This is a genomic window from Mesocryomonas fontinalis (assembly GCF_055730125.2).
Genome location: NZ_JBUZWG020000004.1, coordinates 122,503 through 144,368 on the forward strand (window position 1 = coordinate 122,503; position 21,866 = coordinate 144,368).

Annotated in this window: 20 protein-coding genes; 11 read left to right on the plus strand and 9 right to left on the minus strand. The window is 67.8% G+C overall.

Going from position 1 to position 21,866, the window contains the following annotated elements; genetic code table 11:
- Positions 1 to 416: 416 nt before the first annotated feature.
- Both fghA and ACZL02_RS11500 read right to left on the minus strand, forming a co-directional pair.
- Positions 417 to 1,265 (minus strand): S-formylglutathione hydrolase, encoded by an 849-nt coding sequence (fghA, locus tag ACZL02_RS11495; RefSeq protein WP_472939742.1) that lies wholly within the window; start codon positions 1,263 to 1,265, stop codon positions 417 to 419.
- Positions 1,265 to 2,374, minus strand: coding sequence for an S-(hydroxymethyl)glutathione dehydrogenase/class III alcohol dehydrogenase (locus tag ACZL02_RS11500; RefSeq protein WP_472939743.1), 1,110 nt, complete (start codon positions 2,372 to 2,374; stop codon positions 1,265 to 1,267). The genes fghA and ACZL02_RS11500 overlap by 1 nt, the downstream gene beginning before the upstream one ends.
- Positions 2,375 to 2,547: 173 nt before the next feature.
- Here ACZL02_RS11500 and ACZL02_RS11505 point away from each other — a divergent pair, with 173 nt between their 5' ends.
- Positions 2,548 to 2,817, plus strand: coding sequence for a DUF2312 domain-containing protein (locus tag ACZL02_RS11505; RefSeq protein ID WP_472939744.1), 270 nt, complete (start codon positions 2,548 to 2,550; stop codon positions 2,815 to 2,817).
- Positions 2,818 to 2,959: 142 nt separating this feature from the next.
- Here ACZL02_RS11505 and ACZL02_RS11510 read toward each other — a convergent pair whose 3' ends face one another.
- The 3 genes from ACZL02_RS11510 to ACZL02_RS11520 all read right to left on the minus strand — a co-directional run bounded on the left by ACZL02_RS11510 (position 2,960) and on the right by ACZL02_RS11520 (position 5,095).
- Positions 2,960 to 3,574, minus strand: coding sequence for a Uma2 family endonuclease (locus tag ACZL02_RS11510; RefSeq protein WP_472939745.1), 615 nt, complete (start codon positions 3,572 to 3,574; stop codon positions 2,960 to 2,962).
- Between the two features lie 86 nt (positions 3,575 to 3,660).
- A complete protein-coding gene (locus ACZL02_RS11515; protein ID WP_472939746.1) occupies positions 3,661 to 4,776 on the minus strand; it encodes a dipeptidase in 1,116 nt (371 codons plus the stop codon).
- A 97-nt stretch (positions 4,777 to 4,873) separates the two neighbouring features.
- A complete protein-coding gene (locus ACZL02_RS11520) occupies positions 4,874 to 5,095 on the minus strand; it encodes a hypothetical protein (protein ID WP_472939747.1) in 222 nt (73 codons plus the stop codon).
- A gap of 264 nt (positions 5,096 to 5,359) precedes the next feature.
- Here ACZL02_RS11520 and ACZL02_RS11525 point away from each other — a divergent pair, with 264 nt between their 5' ends.
- On the plus strand, positions 5,360 to 7,846 hold the full coding sequence (locus tag ACZL02_RS11525; RefSeq protein WP_472939748.1) for a cation:proton antiporter: 2,487 nt from the start codon (positions 5,360 to 5,362) through the stop codon (positions 7,844 to 7,846).
- 182 nt (positions 7,847 to 8,028) lie between these two features.
- Positions 8,029 to 9,270, plus strand: coding sequence for a class I SAM-dependent methyltransferase (locus tag ACZL02_RS11530; protein ID WP_472939749.1), 1,242 nt, complete (start codon positions 8,029 to 8,031; stop codon positions 9,268 to 9,270).
- Positions 9,271 to 9,751: 481 nt separating this feature from the next.
- On the opposite strand, the gene ACZL02_RS11535 is transcribed toward ACZL02_RS11530, so the two are convergent.
- Both ACZL02_RS11535 and ACZL02_RS11540 read right to left on the minus strand, forming a co-directional pair.
- On the minus strand, positions 9,752 to 12,016 hold the full coding sequence (locus tag ACZL02_RS11535) for a fused MFS/spermidine synthase (protein WP_472939750.1): 2,265 nt from the start codon (positions 12,014 to 12,016) through the stop codon (positions 9,752 to 9,754).
- A 96-nt stretch (positions 12,017 to 12,112) separates the two neighbouring features.
- Positions 12,113 to 12,787 carry a spermidine synthase gene (locus tag ACZL02_RS11540; RefSeq protein ID WP_472939751.1) on the minus strand — a complete coding sequence of 225 codons (675 nt, stop codon included), beginning with the start codon at positions 12,785 to 12,787 and terminating at the stop codon, positions 12,113 to 12,115.
- Positions 12,788 to 13,004: 217 nt separating this feature from the next.
- Between ACZL02_RS11540 and ACZL02_RS11545 the strand changes: the two genes are divergently transcribed.
- Positions 13,005 to 13,472: a hypothetical protein gene (locus ACZL02_RS11545; protein ID WP_472939752.1), complete on the plus strand. Its 468-nt coding sequence runs from the start codon at positions 13,005 to 13,007 to the stop codon at positions 13,470 to 13,472.
- 69 nt (positions 13,473 to 13,541) lie between these two features.
- Positions 13,542 to 14,030, plus strand: coding sequence for a hypothetical protein (locus ACZL02_RS11550; RefSeq protein WP_472939753.1), 489 nt, complete (start codon positions 13,542 to 13,544; stop codon positions 14,028 to 14,030).
- Positions 14,031 to 14,168: 138 nt separating this feature from the next.
- Here ACZL02_RS11550 and ACZL02_RS11555 read toward each other — a convergent pair whose 3' ends face one another.
- The gene (locus ACZL02_RS11555) at positions 14,169 to 14,360 is read right to left on the minus strand and encodes a helix-turn-helix domain-containing protein (RefSeq protein WP_472939754.1); all 192 of its coding nucleotides are present in this window, start codon (positions 14,358 to 14,360) and stop codon (positions 14,169 to 14,171) included.
- 259 nt (positions 14,361 to 14,619) lie between these two features.
- On the opposite strand from ACZL02_RS11555, the gene ACZL02_RS11560 reads away from it, so the two are divergent.
- From ACZL02_RS11560 to ACZL02_RS11575, 4 genes are all read left to right on the plus strand, one after another.
- On the plus strand, positions 14,620 to 14,868 hold the full coding sequence (locus ACZL02_RS11560) for a hypothetical protein (RefSeq protein ID WP_472939755.1): 249 nt from the start codon (positions 14,620 to 14,622) through the stop codon (positions 14,866 to 14,868).
- 291 nt (positions 14,869 to 15,159) lie between these two features.
- Entirely contained in the window at positions 15,160 to 16,587 is a 1,428-nt protein-coding gene (gnd, locus tag ACZL02_RS11565; RefSeq protein WP_472939756.1) for an NADP-dependent phosphogluconate dehydrogenase, read from the plus strand.
- A gap of 372 nt (positions 16,588 to 16,959) precedes the next feature.
- Positions 16,960 to 17,772, plus strand: coding sequence for a DeoR/GlpR family DNA-binding transcription regulator (locus tag ACZL02_RS11570; protein WP_472939757.1), 813 nt, complete (start codon positions 16,960 to 16,962; stop codon positions 17,770 to 17,772).
- Positions 17,773 to 17,821: 49 nt separating this feature from the next.
- On the plus strand, positions 17,822 to 19,027 hold the full coding sequence (locus ACZL02_RS11575) for an MFS transporter (RefSeq protein ID WP_472939758.1): 1,206 nt from the start codon (positions 17,822 to 17,824) through the stop codon (positions 19,025 to 19,027).
- Positions 19,028 to 19,138: 111 nt separating this feature from the next.
- Here ACZL02_RS11575 and ACZL02_RS11580 read toward each other — a convergent pair whose 3' ends face one another.
- Positions 19,139 to 19,297: a DUF3309 family protein gene (locus ACZL02_RS11580; RefSeq protein ID WP_472935903.1), complete on the minus strand. Its 159-nt coding sequence runs from the start codon at positions 19,295 to 19,297 to the stop codon at positions 19,139 to 19,141.
- Positions 19,298 to 19,606: 309 nt separating this feature from the next.
- Between ACZL02_RS11580 and ispG the strand changes: the two genes are divergently transcribed.
- Positions 19,607 to 20,875 carry a flavodoxin-dependent (E)-4-hydroxy-3-methylbut-2-enyl-diphosphate synthase gene (ispG, locus tag ACZL02_RS11585; protein ID WP_472939759.1) on the plus strand — a complete coding sequence of 423 codons (1,269 nt, stop codon included), beginning with the start codon at positions 19,607 to 19,609 and terminating at the stop codon, positions 20,873 to 20,875.
- An 82-nt stretch (positions 20,876 to 20,957) separates the two neighbouring features.
- Complete coding sequence (locus tag ACZL02_RS11590) at positions 20,958 to 21,845, plus strand: transglycosylase SLT domain-containing protein (protein ID WP_472939760.1); 888 nt, start codon at positions 20,958 to 20,960, stop codon at positions 21,843 to 21,845.
- Positions 21,846 to 21,866: the final 21 nt, after the last annotated feature.

The window sequence follows — 21,866 nt, forward strand, 5'->3', positions numbered from 1 at the left end:
TCGTCATCCTCGCGCGCAGCGCGGGGACCCATGCCGAGGCGTGGAAGCTAGCTTTGCTGGTGGACAGACGCCGATCCTTCCGCAACCGAACCGGCGTGCAAACGCAGAGGCATGGGTCCCCGGGACCAAGGCCCCAAGGATGACGACCGTTGAGGGTTTTGCCGCGTTGAGAGATCACCAGCCCGGGTGGAGGAGAGGTGTCGCCGACCTCAAAGTCTCGTCATCCTCGCGCTCAGCGCGGGGACCCATGCCGAAGCGTGGAAGCTGGCTTTGCCGGCGGACGCGGCACGACCTCTCCGTGACCGAACTGGCGTGCAAACGCAGTGGCATGAGTCCCCGGGGCCGAAGCCCCGAGGATGACGACCGTTAATTGACCACCGTCGACGTCGCGGCACCATCGCCGCCGCAGCTGACCCTCAGGCGAGACGCTGCGCGTGCCAGCGCAAATGGTCTTCCATGAAGGTCGAGATGAAGTTGTAGCTGTGGTCGTAGCCGGGTTGCCGGCGAAGCGTCAGCGCGATGCCGGCCTTGGCGCAGGCGGCCTCCAGGAGTTCCGGCTTCAGCTGGCCTTCGAGGAAGTTGTCAGCCTCGCCCTGGTCGACCAGCAGTTCCTTCACCCGCGCGCCATCCTCGATCAGCGCCACCGCATCGTGCCGGCGCCAAGTCGTCCGGTCGTCGCCGAGATACATCGCCAGCGCCTTGTGGCCCCAGGGCACCTGGCCCGGCGCGACGATCGGCGCGAAGGCCGAGACCGAGCGGTAGCGATCGGGGAAGCTCAGGCCGATGGTCAGCGCGCCGTGGCCGCCCATCGAGTGTCCGAAGATCGACTGCCGCGCCGGATCGACCGGGAAGTTGGCGGCGACCAGCGCCGGCAGCTCTTCGGTGACGTAGGTCCACATCCGGTAGTTCTTCGCGAAGGGCTCGACCGTGGCGTCGACGTAGAAGCCGGCGCCGAGGCCGGCGTCATAGGCGCCCTCGGCATCGTCCGGCACGCCTTCGCCGCGCGGCGAGGTGTCGGGCGCGACGAGGATCACGCCGAGCTCGGCACAGGCACGGCGGTACTCGCCCTTGTCCATGACGTTGGCATGCGTGCAGGTAAGGCCCGAGAGGTACCAGACCACCGGCAGCTTGGCCCCTTCCGCATGCGGCGGCACGTAGACCGCGAAGGTCATGTCGGTGCCCGTGGCCGACGAGGCATGGCGGTAGACGCCCTGCACCCCGCCATGCGCCTTCGCCGTCGAGACCGTCTCCATCGCCGCCGCCATCAGAAGACCACGACCGAGCGGATCGACTTGCCCTCGTGCATCAGGTCGAAGCCCTTGTTGATGTCCTCCAGCGGCAGCACGTGGGTGATCATCGGGTCGATCTGGATCTTGCCGTCCATGTACCAGTCGACGATTTTCGGCGTGTCGGTGCGCCCGCGCGCGCCGCCGAAGGCCGAGCCCTTCCAGACGCGGCCGGTGACCAGCTGGAACGGTCGGGTGGAGATTTCCTTGCCGGCCTCGGCGACGCCGATGACCACCGAGACGCCCCAGCCGCGGTGGCAGGCTTCCAGCGCCTGGCGCATGACCATGGTGTTGCCGGTGCAGTCGAACGTGTAGTCCGCGCCGCCTTCGGTCAGCGCCACGAGGTGCTGGACGATGTCGCCGTCGATCTTCTTCGGGTTGACGAAGTGGGTCATGCCGAACTTGCGGCCCCACTCTTCCTTGTCGTCGTTGAGGTCGACGCCGATGATCTTGTCGGCACCGACGAGGCGCGCGCCCTGGATCACGTTGAGGCCGATGCCGCCGAGGCCGAAGACCACGACATTGGCGCCCGGCTCGACCTTGGCGGTGTTGACCACGGCGCCGACGCCGGTGGTGACGCCGCAGCCACAGTAGCAGGCGGACATGAACGGCGCGTCCTTGCGGATCTTGGCGACCGCGATCTCCGGCACGACGGTGAAGTTCGAGAAGGTCGAGCAACCCATGTAGTGGTGGATCGCCTGGCCCTTGTAGCTGAAGCGGGTCGTGCCGTCCGGCAGCAGGCCCTTGCCTTGCGTGGCGCGGATCGCGGTGCAGAGGTTGGTCTTGCCGGAGAGGCAGGATTTGCACTGCCGGCATTCCGGCGTGTAGAGCGGGATCACGTGATCGCCGGGCACCACGTAGGTGACGCCGGCGCCGACCTCGCGCACGATGCCCGCGCCCTCATGGCCGAGCACCGAGGGAAACAGGCCCTCGCTGTCTAGGCCGTCCAGCGTATAGGCGTCGGTGTGGCAGATGCCGGTGGCCATGATCTCGACCAGGACCTCGCCGGCCTTCGGGCCTTCCAGGTCGAGCTCGACGATCTCGAGTGGCTTCTTGGCCTCGAAGGCTACGGCGGCGCGGGTCTTCATGGTGATGTCTCCTCTTCCCTTACCGGCGATTGCTAGCTGCTTCTGCACGCGTTGCAAATGCTGCCAGCGCCAAAAAGCGACAGCCTGTGGGAAGCCGGCGGAACCCGTCGCATTTTAGGAGAGTGGTAACCATCCGCCGCCGATAACGCAGGCTCATTCGCAAAGGAGCCAGCATGAGTGACACGGTCGGTATCGCAGGCGGACAGATCCGCGCCTTCGTCGAGCGCATCGAGCACATCGAAACCGAGATCGCCGAGCTGAACGAAGGCAAGAAAGAAGTCTTCGCCGAGGCCAAGGGCGAGGGTTTCGACGTCAAGATCCTGAAAGAGATCATCAAGCTGCGCAAGCAGGACCAGGAAGAGCGCGACGAGCACGACACCGTCCTCGACCTCTACATGCGCGCCATGGAAGAAGAGGCCAAGGCCCCGGCCAAGGCCGCCTGAGCCGCCACAAGTACGTCTACCGAACCGTCGAGAGGGAGGGATGCGCCTCGAGCGCCCCTCCCCTCAAGCGGCTAGGCTAGCACTCGCCCCGCACGGCGCATGCGGCCAGTGATCGCCTCACGCCAATCTTCAGGCGATCACTTTACCGAAGGTCGCCCGGCGCTCCGCTTTCCACGAGCCGGAGGCGCGGACGATGCCCGGGCTCCAGCGACGCATAGATTTCGCCGAGCGCCAGCACGCTGTTGATCTCGGGAAAGTCGATAGCCTGATCGAGGCCGTCATACTTCTCGACCTGCCAAAGGCCGCCGCCATCGCGCCGGTAGAGTTTCGCCGAGACAAGATCGGGGTCGACGAGCAGGATCAGCGCAATCGCGCCATGAGCCCGGTATTCGTCGAGCTTGTCCGTCGCGTCCATGGCGGAGGTGCCGGGAGAGGCAACCTCCACCACCAGCGTCGGCCGCAGCGCTTCGACGGCATTCGGGTCGCTGGGCGCGCAGTCGACGACGACGTCGGGATAGCGGATGCTGCCGGGCCCTGTCCGGACCGCGGTGTCGCTCGCGGTGGTCCGGCACAAGCCGCGTCTCGCCTGCGGCAGCAAGGCGGCGAGGATGTTCGCGGCCACCACGTTATGGCTCTGCTTGGCACCCGCCATCATACGGACGATGTGACCTTCCACCAGCTCGAACCGATCTTGCTGGGTGGAAATCCACCCGAGGAAATCCTCCGCAGAAATCAGTTCTGGGTCGGGGGAAGCCATCTTGATCCCATCTGAAGCGCCGTCTCGAACCATAGGCGAGGCAACGGCCGCGATCAACGCGCCCGAACGCGTCGAGCCTTTGCGATTCAGTCCTTCAACGTGCGCTCCAGCAGCGCCAGCCAGTTCTCGCCGGCGATCTTGCGCACCAACGCATCGCCGTAGCCGTGCTGGCTGAGATAGGCGAGGAGCCGCGGCAGGCCGGCGACGTCGCCGATGGCATCGGGGATCACCGCGCCGTCGAAATCCGAGCCGAGGCCGACTCGCTCCTCGCCGAGGCGCTCGATCATCGCGTCGAGATGGCGGGCGACGACGTCGAGGCCGGTATCGGCCAGCATCTGCCCGTCCGGCCGCAGGAAGGCCGCGGCATAGTTCAGCCCGACCATCCCGTTGCTCTCGCGGATCGCGGCGAACTGGCGGTCGGTAAGATTGCGGGCGTGCGGGCAAATGGCGTGGACGTTGGAGTGCGTCGCCACCAGCGGTGCGTCGGAGAGCTTCGCGATATCCCAGAACCCGGCCTCGTTGAGATGCGAGAGGTCGAGGAGGATGCCGAGCTGATTGCAGCGGCGGACGAGTTCGCGGCCGTGATCGGTGAGGCCCGGACCGGTATCGGGGGTGCTGGGATAGCGCATCGGCACGCCGTGGCCGAAAATGTTCGGGCGGCTCCAGACCATGCCGATCGAGCGCAGGCCCGCGGCATGCAGCATGTCGAGCATGCGGAACTCGCCGTCGATCGCCTCGGCGCCCTCGACATGCATCACCGCAGCGATGGCCTTGTCATGGATGGCAGCACGGATATCGGCGTTCGAGCGGCAAATCCGGAACTGGCCGTGAGAAGCGCGCTCCAGCCGCAGCATGATCGAGGCCATCTTCAGGGTGTGGTGCTGGGCATCCACCCAATCGAGCGGGGCGGGCAGCGGCAGGTCGTAGGCGTCACCCTGCATCATCGCCAGCATGTCGCGTTCCATCACCGAGGGTGGATAGATCGCGAACAGGCCGCCGACGAAGCCGCCCTGGCGCATGCGCGGCAGGTCCATCTGGCCGCCCTGGCCGCCTTCGAGAAACCCGCGCTCGACATCGCCATCCTGCTGCAGCGACAGGCGGAACAGCACGTCATTATGGCCGTCGAAGACGGGCACGGGGTTACGGCCGTCAACGACGGGCACGGGGTTATGGCCGTCGTTGACGGGAATGAGGTCGCTCATGTCGTGATCCCTTGCCGGCGGCGCGTGGCGACGCCCGTCCGGCTGGGATAGCGGGCGGCCCGGGCCGAGACAACCGTCCCGAGCCGGGCTTTCCGCCTCAGGCCGCGCTGAACGCCTCCAGCCGCGCCAGCCGCTCGCGGACGCGCAGGTCGCGCGGATCCTCGGCGTCAAAGCCGGCGTCCCCGTCATCCTCCTCGGCCTCGGTCTCCGCCCGCTCGTCCGCATCCTCACTAAGCGCCGTGCAGAAGATCTTCCAGGGCGCAAAGCGGCTGCCGAGGAAGACAGTCGTCGGGGTCGCCGTGTCGGTCCAGTTCGTCATCGGGTTGCCTCCGCGTTTCATACCGTTCGATATGATTTAAATGCAGCAGCTGGCGGCTGAAATCAAGTTAAAACGTATCGGACGGTATGAAATTCCCGTGACGCCGGTAAGATGACCGCATCGCTAGGGAAATCGCTCGGGCCGACACGCCCGGTGGGCTTGACGCTCGCTGGCTTTACCTGACTGTGCCGGAAAGAGAATCAGGCGCAGACGGGCATTCCAAGAGGAGCGACGACACTGGATATCGACGTCGCCACCATCGTCGTGCTGATCGCCGCCGTCGTTGCCTTCGGCGCGCTGGCCCGCCCGCTGTCGAGCCGGCTGCAGGTTCCGGTCTCCATCGTGCTGGCACTCGGCGGCGCGACCCTCGGCTTCGCCAGCGCCTATTCGATCGCCCATCCCGGCAGCCTGCTGCCGACCGACTTCGCTCTGTTCATCTCCGACCTGCCGATCGGCTCGAACCTCTTCCTCTACGTCTTCCTGCCGACCCTCCTGTTCCAGAGCGCGCTGGGCGTGGACATGCACCGGGTGCGCGAGGACCTCCTGCCGATCATCGCTTTGGCGCTGGTCGCGGTGATCGCCGCCACGATCGGCGTCGCCTTTGCGCTCTGGCCGTTCTCCGGCATGCCGCTGCTGGCCTGCCTGCTGCTGGCCTCGCTGATCGCCACCACCGACCCGGTGGCGGTAATCGCGATCTTCAAGGATGTCGGCGCGCCCGAGCGGCTGACGCAACTCGTGGAGGGCGAGAGCCTCTTCAACGACGCCGCGGCGATCGCGCTGTTCCTGATCTTCTCGGCGGCGATCGTCTCGCCGGCGAGCCTCACCGTCACCGATGCCGCGCTCGACTTCCTGCTGCTGCCGCTCGGCGGGGCGGCGGTCGGCTTCCTGATCGCGCTGATCTTCCTGTCGCTCCTGAAGCTGATCGGCGACGACCGCCTCACCGCCATTTCGCTCAGCCTTGCCGTCCCGTATTTCTGCTTCTGGGGCGCCGAGCACATGCTGCATGTCTCCGGCATCATCGCGGTGGTCACCGCGGGCGTGACGCTGGCGACGCTCGCGCCGGGCCGAATGACCACCGACACCTGGCGCCATCTCACCGACACCTGGGAGCAGCTCGCCTCCTGGTCGGCAATCCTGATCTTCGTGCTGACCTCGCTGACCATCCCGCGCCTCCTCGGCAAGGCCGAGCCCTTCCATCTCGTGCTGCTCGGCATCGTCTTCGTCGCCGCCCTTCTCGCCCGCGCGCTGGTGCTGTTCGGCCTGCTGCCGCTGCTGACGCGGCTCGGGCTGTCGGCCGAGGTGTCGCGGCCGTATCGCATCGTCGTGCTCTGGGGCGGCCTGCGCGGGTCGATGACGCTGGCGCTGGCGCTGGCGGTCACCGAGCATCGCGGCATTCCGGCCGAGACCGCGGGCTTCGTCGCGACCCTTGCCACCGGCTTCACGCTGATGACGCTGCTGGTGCAAGGCACGACGCTGCGGCCGCTGATCCAGAGGCTCGGCCTCAACAAACTGACGGGCGTCGACCGGGTACTGCGCGACATGGCGCTCGACGTCACCGCCACCCGCGTCGGACGGTTCTCCCGCGACATGGCGCAACGCTTCCAGGCCGACGGGGCGGTGGCTGAGGGCGCCGAGGATGCGGCGCTGGCCGAGGAGGTGGCGACCACGGCCTCGGCGGAACGCGCCGCCGACGCGCTGACCGAGGCCGAGCGGGTCGCCATCGCGCTGGTCTCGATCGGGCTGCGCGAGCGCGAGACGGTGCTGGAGCATTTCGCCATGGGCACCGTCGCCCCGCGCATCGCCCAGCGGCTGTCGGCGGAGGCACGGCGCCGGCTCGACATGGCGCGCGCCGACGGCATCGAGGGCTATCGCCGGGCGAACCGCGAGGAAATCGAGTTCCTCTGGCTCGACCGGGTCGCCTTCAGCCTGCAGCGCCGCTTCGGCTACAGCCGGCTGCTGTCATTGCGGTTGTCGGTGCGGTTCGAGACGCTGATCGAGACCTCGCTGGTGGTCAGCGAGCTCCTGATGTTCGTCGAGAGCGACCTGCGGCCGGTGGTCGGCATCGGCACGCTCGATACCGCCACCGATGCGCTGCGCGAGCGGCTCGCGCTGATCGAGCGCGAGATCGATGCGGTGCGGCTGCAATATCCCGCCTATGTCGTGGCGCTGGAAAGAGCGGTGATCGCCCGCTCGGCGCGGGCGCGCGAGGCGATGGAACTTGCGCATCTCCGCCGCTCCGGCCTGATCAGCAGCGAGGTCGAGCGCGACGTGCTCCTGACGCTGGCGGAACGCGACGACGCCGACACGCTGAGCCCGCCGCTCGATCTCGGCCTCGACACCCGCGATATGATCGACCGCTGCGACCTGTTCAGCCCGCTCTCGCCGGATGACCGCACCGATCTCGAACAGTTCCTGAAACCCTTCTTCGCCGCGCCCGGCATGCGCATCATCACCCGCGGCGAGGTCGGCGACGCCGCCTATTTCCTGCTCTCGGGCGCCGTCGAGATCGACACCGGCGCCACCGTGATCCGCCTCGGCCGCGGCGAGGTTTTCGGCGAGATGGCGCTGCTCTTCGACATGAAACGCCAGGCCGACGTCACGGCGATCGCCTACTGCACGCTGCTGCAGCTCTCGCTCGCCGATTTCCAGCGCTTCCTCTCGATGCACCCGGCGCTGCGGGCGGCCGTCGAAACGGTCGGCCAGCGCCGGCGCGACGAAAATGCGGGGGTCGCGGACGTCGAAGCGGCATGATGCCGGCCTGTCGGCCCGCTGACCGGCGACGGCTGGAGCGAAAATGCCGAGTTTCCTGATGCTTCGCCTTGCGGTCGAACGTCGCCGACGCCGACGCCGATGTGGGGTGGGCGGGCTGCCAGACCTTCCGTAGGGATAGGAAGCATGCATGATGGCGTCTCTGCACCGCGAGAGGGCCGCCCATGTTCCCGCTGTCCCACATGATGAGGAGCTTCATCCGCAAGGGCACGCTCGTGGTCATCGACGCCGACGGCCGGCGGCACAGTTTCGAGGGCGCGCCGGGCCCGCGCGTCGTGATGCGGCTGACCGACAAGGCGCTCTACCGCAAGCTTGTGCTGAACCCTGACATGGCCGTCGGCGAGGCCTATACGGACGGCACGCTCCTGTTCGAGGAGGGCTCGCATCTCCGCGACTTCCTCGCCCTGTTCTCGCTGAACCGGACGGGGCTCGGCGCCTATCCCTTGCAGAAATTCGTCCGGAAATGGTCGGGCCTGCTGCGGCAGCGCCGACGCAGCAACGTCGTCGGCGAGGCCGAGAAGAACGTCGCGCACCACTACGATCTCGGCAACGCGTTCTATCGCCTCTTCCTCGACCGCAACATGCTCTATTCCTGCGCCTACTTCCGCAGCGAGGACGAGAGCCTCGAACAGGCGCAGCGCAACAAGCTGCGGCTGCTGGCCGCCAAGCTCGACCTGCGGCCGGGGCAGAAGGTGCTCGACATCGGCAGCGGCTGGGGGGATCTCGCGCTGTATCTCGCCGCGATGGAAGACGTCGAGGTGCTCGGCGTGACACTGTCGACGGAGCAGCAGGCGCTGGCCACCCAGCGGGCCGAGGAAGCCGGCCTTTCGCACCGCGTACGCTTCGAGCTCATCGACTACCGCAAGGTCGAGGGACGGTTCGACCGCATCGTCTCGGTCGGCATGTTCGAGCATGTCGGCGTCAGCCACTACGACGAGTTCTTCTCGAAGATCAACGCGCTGCTGCCGGACGACGGCATCGCCCTCCTCCACTCCATCGGCCATATGAGCCCGCCGGCGCGTACCAGCGCCTGGCTGCGCAAGTATATCTTTCCGGGCGCCTATTCGCCCTCGCTCTCGGAGGTCCTGCCGGTGGTCGAGCGGCATTCGCTGTGGGTGGCCGACGTCGAGTGCCTGCGGCTGCACTACGCCCGGACGCTGGCGATCTGGGAAAGCCGTTTCCAGGCCAACCGCCCCGCCGTCGTCGCCCTCTACAACGAGCGCTTCGCCCGGATGTGGGAGTTCTATCTGTTGTCCTGCGAGACGATGTTCCGGTCGGGCGCGCAGATGGTCTTTCACCTACAACTCTGCCGCCAGCGCGATGCCGTTCCGATCGTGCGGGACTATGCGATCGACACCCAGCGCCGCTACGCCGCGCTCGAAGCAGAACGGCTGCCGGCGCTCTGAGCGCTGGCGTATCGCCGAGTCCTGACGGCCGCCTGCGAAGTAACGCGCCTCGCCCGGCGACAGTCTCGCCGCGCCGTCGCCGCCGTTTACCATTTCTGCAATTTGTTCGTTGCCGCGCTTTGCGAAAACCGAATCATTTAGACTCGTCGCGGTAAGGTAATGCAGCTAACGACCGGAAATCGGCGAGTAGAAGAGGGGCGAAGGGCCCAGGAACAGTCAAGCTGCCGACCGGCATGGGTCGGCCCGTATAGAGCGCAGACGATGACGAACATTCTTTTCCTGCCCGTCAGGAAACGCGAAAAGGAACAGCCCCCTCCGCCTTTGCCGATACCGACGGCGCGGGTGCAGGAAGTGCTTGCCTTGTTCCGCTAGAACGCGGCCCGGCCGACTGGCCCCCAGATCCGTTGTATCCGCTTGAGCCCGACAGTTTTGAGCCTCGTAAGATCTGCGCCCTCGCCGGAGGCGGATGCGTTCCAATGCGTCAGCGCAGCTGTCCGTTGACGTAGCGATCCCGAAGCGCCTCGACGATATTGGTAAAGTCGTCGGTCCACGGACGGCGGTTGAGGTCGGGCACAATCCTCTTCCAGATGCCGACGGTCGCGATATCGCCGAGATCCTCCGGCGTGGCGGCAAACGCCATGACCTTGCTCGGCTGCCGAAGCCGCTTCTCCGGCGGCTCGCTGGGGTGATCCTCGATCTTGTAGGCGACAAGGCCGGCCTCCGCCGCTGTCCGCGCGAGGATCTGGGTGAGGTCGAGGTGGCGGTTGGAGATGTGGACGAGGATGGCGCCCCCTGCCGAGAGCGTCTGCCGGTACAGCGCGAAGGCTTCGCGCGTGATGAGATGCGCGGGGATCGAGTCTGACGAGAAGGCGTCGATGACGATGAGGTTTTCCGCGCCGGCACTCTTTCCGAGCGTCAGCCGGGCATCGCCCAGCACCACGCCGGCCTTCGGCGCACAGGCTTCGAGGAAGTGGAAGTAGCGGGGATCGCGGGCGATCTTCAGCACTTCCGGATCGATCTCGTAGAAGCGCCAGTCCTCCGTCGGCGCGCTGTGGCAGGCAAGGCTTCCAGACCCCAGCCCGATCGCCGCAACGCGATCGAGATGCCCGCCTTGCGCCGCCCGGATCGACGCGATGCCGACGCCAAGACCGCCCTCGAACGTATAGTATGTGGTCGGCTCCGGGCGCCCGGTGGCCGGCGTGCCGTCGTCGTTGAGGCGGCGCTCCGCGCCGTGCAGCGTCGTGCCGTGGGCGAGCGTCAGGTAGCGGCCGTCCGCGGTGACGTCGAGCTTGTGCACGCCGTAGAACGAGCGGATCGCCTGCTCGGCCGGCGAGCCGAAGCCCGCCAGCAGCATCGCCGCCGCGAGCGCCGTCGGCGCCAGCCAGGACGCCGCCCGCCACTGCGCCATCAGCAGCACGGCAACGACCAGCATCAGCCCGCAGCGCACGAGCGGCAGGATTTCGAGGCGCTCGCCGAGAGCGTGGCCGAGAAGGATGAGCACGCCAAGGCATAGGGCGAGCGCGAGCGGTGTGCGCCAGCCGCCGCTGCGCAAGTCGGTGACGAAGCCGGGGCTGCAGAACAGCGAGCAGAGCAGCAGCAGCGGATATTCGAGAACGGTCGAGAAGATCAGCGGCGCGACGAGCCCGGCGAAGATCCCGCCGAGGCAGCCACCGAGCGACATGAAGAGGTAGAATTCGGTCAACTGCCGCGCGGGCGGGCGCTGCCCGTAAAGCGTCGTATGGCAGACCATCGCCGCCAGGAAGAAGGCGACGAGGTGGATGAGGATGCCGAACCAGAACGGGCCGGCCAGCACGAGGTTGATCAGCGCGATCGCCACGGCCCAGACCTGCAGCCGCGCGAGAGCGGGAGCCGCGTTCCGGAACCGGTCGCCGAAGACCAGGACGAAGGTCAGGAGGAACAGCGCGAGCGGCACGACCCACAGCAGCGGAACGGCGGCGATGTCGGTCGAAATGTGGGCGGTGACGGAGACCAGAAGGCCCGACGGCACGAAGGCGAGAAGCACCCAGCCTAGCTGCTTCCGGCGATCGATGACCTCCGCCTCGCCCAGTCTTGCTGGTGCCTCCGTCGCCATCGCCCTCCCCCGATAAAGGGCAGTTGCCCCCGAAGCCGCCAGAAGCACGGCGAGGACGACGAAACCGGCAGCCCAGAGCCCGGTCTGGGTGCCCAGCCGGAGGAACGGCTCGATCACCACGGGGTAGGACAGGAGCGCGGCGAACGAACCGACGTTCGAGGCGCCATAGAGGAAATAGGGCTGGTCGGCATCCGGTCGGCCGCTGCGGGCGTACCAGGCCTGCAGCAGCGGTCCGTTGGCGGACAGCCAGAAGAACGGCAGCCCGACGGCGACGAGGAACAGCCCGAGCAGCCAGACCGGCTGGTAGCGCTCGGGCATGGCGCCCCAACCACCGGGTATCGCCACCGGCAGCATGGCGATACCCAGCAGCGCGAAGCCGAGATGCACCGGCAGGACGAGCCGGCGGGGACAAAACCGCGTCAGGAGATGGGCATAGCCATAGCCGAACAGCAGGACAGCCTGGAAGAAGACCATGGCGATCGACCACACCGCGGCCGAGCCGCCGACGATCGGCAGGACGAGCTTGGTGAACATCGGCTGCACGCTGAACAGCAGCGCGGCCGAGAGGAACGCCGTCGCGACGAAGAGGACAGGCAGCAGCCGGTCGGCCGATCCGGTCCGCGGCAGGCCGTCAGCAGGCGACGAAAGGGACATGGCGCGGTCTCGGCGGATTGGTCCGACCTTGCTAGCATGCGTATGGTAAAGATCCGGTTCCCTTGCGGCAGGCGCGCCGTGCCCGCCCGCGGCGCCTCAGGACGGCGCGGTGGCGAGCCAGATGACGTGGCGGGCGCCGCCGCGGCGACCATTGGCGCGAACCTTCACCTCCTCGGCGCGGAAGCCCGCCCTCGTCAGGCGTGCGGTGAAGGCGCGGTCGGGCGCCGAGGACCAGACCGCGAGAACGCCGCCGGGGCGCAGCGCGCGCCGGGCCGCGCTGAGACCTGCCGCGTCGTAGAGGCTGTCATTGCCCCGCCGCGTCAGCCCGTCCGGCCCGTTGTCGACGTCGAGCAGAATGGCGTCGTAGCGTCGCTCTGCCGTGCGGATGCACCCGCCGACATCACCCTCGACGATGGCGACCCGCGGATCGTCGAGGCAGCCGGCAAAGACCTCCGCCATCGCCCCCCGCGCCCAGGCGACGACCGCCGGCACGAGTTCGGCGACGGTGACCTTCGCCTCCGGGCCAAGGGCTTTGAGCGCCGCGCGCAGCGTGAAACCCATGCCGAGCCCACCGATCAAAAGGGCCGGCGCCGCCCGCCCGCCGATCCGCTCGATCGAGAGGGACGCCAGCGCCTCCTCGGACCCGCTGAGACGGCTGTTCATCAGCTCGGTCGCCCCGGCCATGATGGAGAACTCCTGGCCCCGCCGCATCAACTTGAGCTCGCCGCCCCCGGGGACGGCGGCGACATCGAGAGGTATCCACGGAATCATGACGGCCTTATCCTCGATCCCTACAGCGCGATCCCCGCGGCGCGACGGCCGCAGCCGATCCTGACACCATTCAGCCACTCTCCACCGATGGAAAGCTTTGATATGCTGGTGACTTTGCCAGAGACGTGCCAATAGTTGAGAATTGGTAAAATGCCGATTCCACCGATTTGCTTATTGAGCTATCATTCGGTGACGCGCAGTGTTGGCGGAGTTGACGATGGAACAACCGACAAGGTGGGCGAACGGTCTCGAAGCCTGGGCCTTGCGCGGGACGGGCAACGGGGCAGGCGCCGGCGGCGTGCTCCCCGCGGCAGACACCGTCGCGCTGCTGCCGCCGTCGGAGGACGCCGTGCCGCGCGGCGGTCCGGCCGCTGCCCCGAAGGCCGACTGGTCCGGCGCCCTTTCCCTGGTCGAGGATGCCAGCGCCGCGCTGCGCAACAGCGAGGAGTGGATCGCGCGTCTCGAGGCCGAGGCCGAACAGGCACGCGAGGAGTCTCGCGCCGAACTGGAGGCGCTGCACGCGCAGCTGCGTCTGGCGCAGCGTGAGATCGAGCGCGCTTACGGCCAGGCCGCCGCCGCCACGGCGCGGGCGACAGCTGCGGAAGCATGGCTGGATCGGCTGGGCGGAACGATCGTCAACAGCTTCGGCAAGCTCGGCGGCAGCTCGCAGCGCCAGACTTCCTGACGCTGCACTCATACGGAACGAACGACCCCTGCGTTTGCAGGCGCGGGGCACGTCAGGGAATCAGGGATCATGGCCGAGACTCTTCGAGCACACGCTTTCGCAGACCACGATCGCCAGTTGCGGGACGCAGACGAGGACACCACGCCCGTGCTGGCCGCGCTGAACTCCAACGCGATCGCGGTAACGTCCGACGCGGTCGCTGAAACCGACGGCAACTGGCCGTCCGCCATGAAGCTCGTCGAGCGGGCAGCGGCGACGATCAAGGACTATGAGCGCAAGTTTAAGGACGTGGAGGCCGACACGCGCGCCTTCATGCAGCGGGTTGAGGAAGAGCAGGCGCGGCTTCACGCCTATATCGCCTCGCTGGAGGCCAATGTCGCCGAACTGGAGACCCGCGCCCAGGAAACCGACGAGGCGCTGCACGATGTGAAGATCGAGGCCTGGGAGACCAAGCTGAAACTGCGCTCAACCGAGACCCGGCTGGCCGAGGCCGAGGCCGAGACGCAACGCGCCAACGGCTATGCCCTGCGCGTCGGCGAACTGCTCGGCGAGATCTGACCGAGGAGATCTGCTCGGGAAGACCTGAGCAATCTGGGCGCGGCTTGGGTCTCCCATCCACAGTGCCGGTCCACGGTGCGTGAGCGAATGGCACCGGGAAGCCGTGGGCCCTGAAGTGCCGGCACCTCCTTGCCGGCGTCAGGCCTCCAGCGTCTCGACGCTGACGCCGAAATGCCGTGCCAGCGCCCGCACCGCCTTGTTGGCGGTGCCGATCCGGCCGTTTTCGATCGACAAGATCATCGCTTTCGGCAGCCGCGTCGCGGCAGCAAGCTCGTCGACGGTCTGCCCGTCGGTGATCCGCAGCCGCTGCACGTTGTCTGCAAGGCTCATTCCATCTCCTTATTGCTTTCGGCCTCGCCAGCCGGATCGCCAGCCCGAGCGCCCGCACGGCCTCCCCGCTGTCGCCGTCCCCGGTTGCCCGCCAGACCTTGCCGCATCCCTCGCGAGGGGCGCTTCCCGGGACTTAGGGCGGCGGGCCCGGTTTCGGCAAGAGAACGGCCGCCCTGCCCTTTCCCCATTGCTGCCGCAGGCGCCCGCCCAGCTTCGCTCAAGCCCCCGCCCGCTATGGATAGGCGTTCAGGAGCTGACGATGGCCTACGCGCTCGACGACCTCGATGCTTTCCGCAACCATACGGCCGCCACCCGGCCCTACCGCTATGCGGCGGCCCGGCTCGCCGTCGAGCATGCCGAGCGCCGCCTGCAGCAGGCGGTCGCGGCTTTGGTCGAATCGCTGGATGCGCCGAGCGAGCGCCGCGACTCGCTCGCCGAGCCGCTGTCGCGGCGGCTGGCCGCGCTGCGCGAAGGCGCGACGGCCGCTGCAACCCCGCCGGCCGGCTGACCGCTTCGCCGCCCTGACACCCTCCTGCCCTCAAGGGAAGCCAGAACCCTGCTGCTGCCTCCCGCCCCGCGGCAGGGCCGGCTGAGGGAAGGCTTTGCCAAACGCTGCGATCGGCGTTACCGGAGAGCTGTGCCGAACGATCCCTCGGGCGGCGCCGGCGATGGTGTCACAGCCTGTTCCTGCCAGAGGAATGGGCGGACAGCGCCGCTGCCGGGCGGCGCCGGCAGCGCGCCGAACGCTCCTCTCCCACCGCGCCTTGCCCCACCGGCCAACCAGCTCAGGAACATCTCCATGACGGACACCAAAGCGGATATCGGCGTGCTCGGCCTCGGCACCATGGGCGCCAATCTGGCGCTCAACATCGCCGAGGAAGGTTTCCTCGTCGCCCTCCACAACCGCACGACCGCGAAGGCTTTCGCCCTGCGCGACGAGAACCCCGCGCTCGCTGGCAACCTCGTCCCCTCCGAGACGATCGAGGCCTTCATCGACGGGCTGAAGAGCCCGCGCACCGTGCTGTTCATGGTCAATGCCGGCGCCCCCGTGGACGAGCAGATGGACCTCGTGATGCCGCTGCTGTCGCCCGGCGACATCATGATCGATGCCGGCAATGCCGACTTCAACGATACGGTGCGCCGCTCGAAACGCGTCGAGGGCACCGGTATCCACTTCGTCGGCATGGGCGTCTCCGGCGGCGAGGTCGGCGCGCGCAACGGCCCCTCGATCATGGTTGGCGGCGAGGAGAAGATCTGGAAGACGCTGCAGCCGATGCTGGAGCCGGTCTCGGCGCAATACGAGGGACAGCCCTGCGTCGCCTGGCTCGGTCCGGACGGCGCAGGGCATTTCGTCAAGACCATCCACAACGGCATCGAATATGCCGACATGCAGATGATTGCCGAGATCTACGGCATCCTGCGCGACGGCACCGGCATGGCCGCGTCGGACATGGCGGAGATCTTCGCCGACTGGAATACCCGTGGTCTCTCCTCCTACCTCGTCGAGATCACCGCGACGGTCCTCGCCGAGACCGATCCCGACACCGGCAAGCCGATGGTCGACGTGATCCTCGACGAAGCCGGGCAGAAGGGCACCGGGCGCTGGGCCGTGATCGAAGCGCAGAAGCTCGGCATCGGCGCGACGACGCTGGAATCGGCCGTGTCGGCGCGGGGCGTCTCGTCCCGCCGGACCGAGCGCGCGGGGGCAGAGGCGCTTTATGCCGGCGTCGCCACGACCGCGCCGGCCTTCGAGACCGATGCGGCCGGGCTCGCCGAGCTCGAGGCAGCGCTCGAAACGGCGAAGATCATCGCCTACGCGCAAGGCTATGCGACGATGGCCGAAGCCTCGACCGCCTTCCACTGGAACCTGCCGCTCGGCGACATCGCCCGTATCTGGCGCGCCGGCTGCATCATCCGCTCGCGCTTCCTCGACGACATCGCCCAGGCCTACGAGACCGGCGAGACGGTGGTGAATCTCCTGCAGGCGCCAAGCTTCGTCGCCCGAGTCTCGGAAGGCCAGACCGCACTGCGCAGCGTCGTCGCCAAGGCCGCGTTCGCCGGCATCCCGGTCCCGGCACTTTCGGCCGCGCTTGCCTATTTCGACGACTACCGGCGCGCCCGCGGCACCGCCAACCTGATCCAGGGCCAGCGCGACCTCTTCGGCGCGCACACCTATCGCCGGCTCGACCGGGAGGGCGTGTTCCACCACCATTGGCCGATCGTCTGACGCGCGATCCGCACCCCGGTCCCTGCACCAGCTGGACTGACTGGGGTGCGACAGCTGGCCCTCGTCGTCGCCGCTCGCGCCCCACGCCATCTATCCCGATCGTGAGAAGACCGAGCCGAAGGGCGTCGAACTGAGGATCGACTGGTCCGGCATCGCCCAGCGGAAAATAGCGCCTCAGCGTTGCCGTGCGTTAGAGCCGGCGAGGCTCTGCGCAGGGCCCGTCCCGACCGTCTGCCGACTGAGGCCCACTGCCCGCCCTGAAACATGAAGCGACGCCCCTGCAGACCCGGCGCAACGTCCCCGGGGCGCTTCCGCTTGACCGTTAATGCACGTTCATGCATGATTTGACACGTTGTTGCACGATTGGACGCCATGAATACGCATCTGCTGACCGCTGAACGCCAGACAAAAATCCGCAGCCTGCTAGCGCAGGACGGCCGGGTGCTCGCGGCGCGGCTCGCGGAGACCTTCGGGGTTTCCGAGGATACCGTCCGGCGCGATCTACGGGAGATGGCCGAGGCCGGGCTTTGCCAGCGTGTCTACGGCGGCGCGGTGCCCATGGCGCCGTTCGAGGGCTCGCTCAGCGAGCGGCGGCACGTCCGGACCGATGGCAAGTCCGCTCTCGCCGCCGCCGTCGCGACGTCCATCGCACCCGGTTCGGTGGTGTTTCTCGACGCCGGATCGACCAACCTCGCCATCGCCGGACGCCTCCCCGAAGAAGCCGGCCTGACCGTCATCACCAACGCGCCGGCGATCGCGACAGCGCTGCTGGAGCGTCGTGGCATAGAAACCATCCTCCTCGGCGGCAGGGTCGACCCGGTGACCGGCGGCTGCTTCGGCGCGAAGGCCCTGGCCGATGCCGACCGCTTCCGTCCGGACGTTCTGGTGCTCGGCGCCTGCGGTGTCGATGCCATGGCCGGCATCACCAGCCACGTCTTCGAGGAAGCCGAGTTCAAGGCGGCACTGGCCGCCAGCAGCCGGCAAGTGCTCGTGCCCGCCACCACCGACAAGATCGGCACGGCCGCGGCCTATGCCGTGCTGGCGCCGCAGGGGATATCGACCCTCTTCGTCGAGGCCGACTGTCCAACCGCCCTGCTCGCCCCTTTCCGAACGGCCGAAGTCGCAATCGTGACGGCCGGCGCCGAGGCACCGTCGGCAACAGGCCGCCGACGGTCCCGGACCTGATCCACTTTCGCCCGACCGCGTAATCCCTCATAGCCTCCAGCGAGACCAGATGACCCTCAGCCTAGATATCCCCGCCACGTCATGGCCCCGTGAGCGCATTGCCGTTGCCGCGGCCTTTCTCGCCAACGGCCTTTTGATCGGCAGCTGGGCGCCGGAGATCCCGCTTTTCCGCGAACGGCTCGGCCTGTCGGAGTCGCAGCTGGGACTGATGATCCTCGCCTTCGGCGTCGGGGCGGTCGCGACGATGCCGCTTGCCGGCCGGGCGATCGCCGCGATGGGGTCGCGCCGGCCGACGATCATCCTGCACCTGGCACTGATTGCAGCCCTCCCCTTGCTGGTCTTCGCGCCCTCCTTGCCGCTGGCGATCCTTGCCATCGTCTTTGCCGGGGCGACTACAGGCGGGCTCGACATCGCCATGAACGCCAACGCCGTCTCGGTGGAACGGCGTCTGCCCCGCCCGATCATGTCCTCCTGCCACGGCTTCTGGAGCGTCGGCGGCCTCGTCGGCGCGGGTGCCGGCGGGTTCCTGATCGAGGCCGTGGGACCGGAGGGGCACGCCTTCGTCGTGGCCGTCGTCACGCTGCTGCTGTGGTTCGTGGTCTGGCGTCATACGCTGTCGGACAGGACGGAGTCGCAGACGCTTGCGGCGACAGGATCGGCTGGCGATGCCGCAGCTCCCCGGGGCGACACCACCGCCGGCCTTCTCCTCGCCGCCGCCGTCGGCATGTTCGCGCTGTTCGCGATGATCCCGGAGGGGGCGGCGATCGACTGGAGCGCACTCTACATGCGCCAGGAGCTCGGCGCGGATGCCGCGACCTCGGGCCTTGCCTTCGCCGCGTTTTCCCTCAGCATGGCCGTGCTGCGCTTTGCCGGCGATGGCATTCGCGGCCGCTTCGGCGCGGTCACCACGACGCGGTTCAGCAGCCTCTTCGCCGGCCTCGGCCTCGTTCTCATCGCCACGGCGAACGGCACGCCCATGGCGCTGGTGGGTTTTGCGGTGATGGGCATCGGCGTCGCCAACATCGTTCCGATCGCCTTTTCCGCTGCCGGCAACGTGCCCGGACTGAAGCCCGGCACCGGCCTCAGCATCGTGTCGGGGCTCGGCTATTCCGGAATCCTGATCGCGCCCTCGGTGATCGGCTTCATCGCCGAGCACACCAGCTTTGCAGCGGTCTTCGCCGGACTGTCGCTGCTTCTGGTGGTGACCTTCTTCGCCGCCCGGCTGGTCGCCGTCGCCGATCGCCCGGACGCCTGAACGCTTGAACGCTTGAACGCTTGAACGCAGTGCGTCTGAACGCAAAGCGTCTCAACGCAAAACGCCGGCCCCTCCCGGGACCGGCGCTTCGACGGCAGGCTGATGAGACCGTTAGATCCGGCCCATCAGCAGCAGGATCAGGATCACCACGACGACGACGCCCAGAATGCCGCTCGGGCCATAGCCCCAGCTGCGCGAATGCGGCCAGGACGGCAGGGCGCCGATCAGGACGAGAACAAGGATGATGATGAGGATTGTGCCGAGCGTCATGTCGATATTTCCTGACTGTGAACAACGTACTGTGTCACAAACCCGCGAGGACAGCGTGAGTTCCGGCGCTGCCGCTGAGCCGCCATCTTCCGATTGGGCATGATGGGTCTTGCGGCGTTCGCCTTTGCCGGCGGCGGGACTTGATGCGGCGGCGATCAGGCCGCATTTGACAAGCTGCGCCGAAAGCGCGAACTCGAAGCGAAATGCCCCCTCTGCCGGTTACCTCGACCGTCCGGAGATCTCAACCGCACAATGACCTCGACTGCACAATGACCTCGACCGCCCCATGACCTCGACCGGATGTCGCCGATGAACATCGAAGCCCCCATCGAAGCCTTCGAGGCCCAGCCGACCCCGAAGCGCCCAACCGTCGGCGTCAGGGTCGGCGGTGCGCTGGTCGGCGGCACCGCTCCGGTCGTCGTGCAGTCGATGACCAACACGGACACGGCCGACGTCGATGCCACCGTCGCCCAGGTCGCCGCCCTTGCCAAGGCCGGCTCGGAGATTGTGCGGATCACCGTCGACCGCGACGAATCGGCGGCTGCCGTGCCGCATGTGCGCGATCGGCTGGAGCGGCTCGGCATCTATGTGCCCCTGGTCGGCGACTTCCACTATATCGGCCACAAGCTGCTCGCCGATCACCCGGCCTGCGCCGAGGCGCTGGCGAAGTACCGGATCAACCCCGGCAATGTCGGCTTCAAGGACAAGAAGGACCGGCAGTTCACCCAGATCATCGAGACGGCGATCCGCTACCAGAAGCCGGTGCGCATCGGGGTCAACTGGGGCTCGCTCGACCAGGAACTGCTGACCGCGCTGATGGACGCCAACTCGCTGCTGCACCGCCCGCGCTCGGCCGGCGCGGTGATGCGCGAGGCGATCATCCAGTCGGCGCTGCTGTCGGCGGAACTCGCCGAGGAGACCGGCCTCGCCCGCGACAAGATCATCCTCTCGGCCAAGGTCTCCAACGTCCAGGACCTCATTGCCGTCTACCGCGACCTTTCCAGCCGTACCGATCTCGCGCTGCATCTCGGCCTGACCGAGGCTGGCATGGGCTCGAAGGGCATCGTCGCCTCGTCGGCGGCGCTGGGGATCCTGCTGCAGGAGGGCATCGGCGACACCATCCGGGTCTCGCTGACGCCGGAGCCTGGCGGCGACCGCACCCGCGAAGTGCAGGTGGCGCAGGAGATCCTGCAGACCATGGGCTTTCGCCAGTTCGTGCCGATCGTCGCCGCCTGCCCCGGCTGCGGCCGCACGACGTCGACGGTGTTCCAGGAACTGGCCGAGCAGATCCAGGATGACCTGCGCACGTCGATGCCCGTCTGGCGGGAGAAATATCCGGGCGTCGAGGGCCTGAAGGTTGCCGTCATGGGCTGCATCGTCAACGGTCCGGGCGAATCCAAGCATGCCGACATCGGCATCTCGCTGCCCGGCACCGGCGAAACGCCGTCGGCGCCGATCTTCGTCGACGGGCAGAAGGTCGCGACCTTGCGTGGTCCCAACATCGCGGAGGACTTCAAGGTGATGGTCGCCGACTACATCGAGAAGCGCTTTGGCGTCACCCGCGCTGCCGCCGAATAATCGGCGCCCATATCGGTTCCGCCGAACGGACGCCGGCCTGCGAACCGGCCTCCTGCTGCGAACCGGCGTTGTGCCGTGCGCCGTGGCCATCGCGCTGCTGTGGCCGCTGGCGCCGGCAGCGGCGGCGCCGGCGCTGACTAATCTCGACCCCGGAACGCACAACCTCGCCCTCGTCCCGCCCGATCTCGTCCGCATCTCCATTCCGGTCAAGGAGCGCAGCGGCATCGACCTCGTCTGCGACCTCATCGCCGCCAACGCCGCGGCCACCGCCATGCCGCCGGACTATTTCGCCCGGCTGATCTGGAAAGAGAGCCGCTTCGACGCCGACGCGCGCTCCCCGGTGGGGGCACAGGGCATCGCCCAGTTCATGCCCTACACCGCAAAGGAGCGCGGCCTCGCCGACCCCTTCGACGTACGCGAGGCGATCCGCCATTCGGCGCTCTATCTGCGCGACCTCAAGTCCGAGCTCGGCAATTGGGGCCTTGCCGCCGCCGCCTATAATGGCGGCATCAACCGCGTGAAGCGCTGGCGCGTCAGCGGTGGGGCCTTGCCCTACGAGACCGAGAACTACGTCCTCTCGATCACCGCGCGGCCGGCCGACTGGTTCGTCGAGCAAGGCCGCGAGATTGAGGAGACCCCGCTCGACGAGAGCAAGGGTTTTGACGAGGCCTGCCGCGCGCTGCCGGTGATGCGCACCCGCACGCCGAAGATCGAGAGTGCGCCGATGCAGCCCTGGGGCGTCCAGATCGCCGGGCACCCCAACCAGTCGATGGCGCTGAAGACATTCCGGCGCGTCCAGGGCCGCTTCTCCTCGGTGCTCGGCGACAAGGCGCCGATCGTCCTGCGCGACCGCGCCAGCCACGGCCGCATCTACGCCGTCCGCATCGGCGCCGACTCGCGCGGCGAAGCCGACAGCCTCTGCGGCAAGCTCCGCAGCGCGGGCGGCGCCTGCGCGGTGTTCAAGAACTGAATGGTCGGAAGCTCGGCGGAC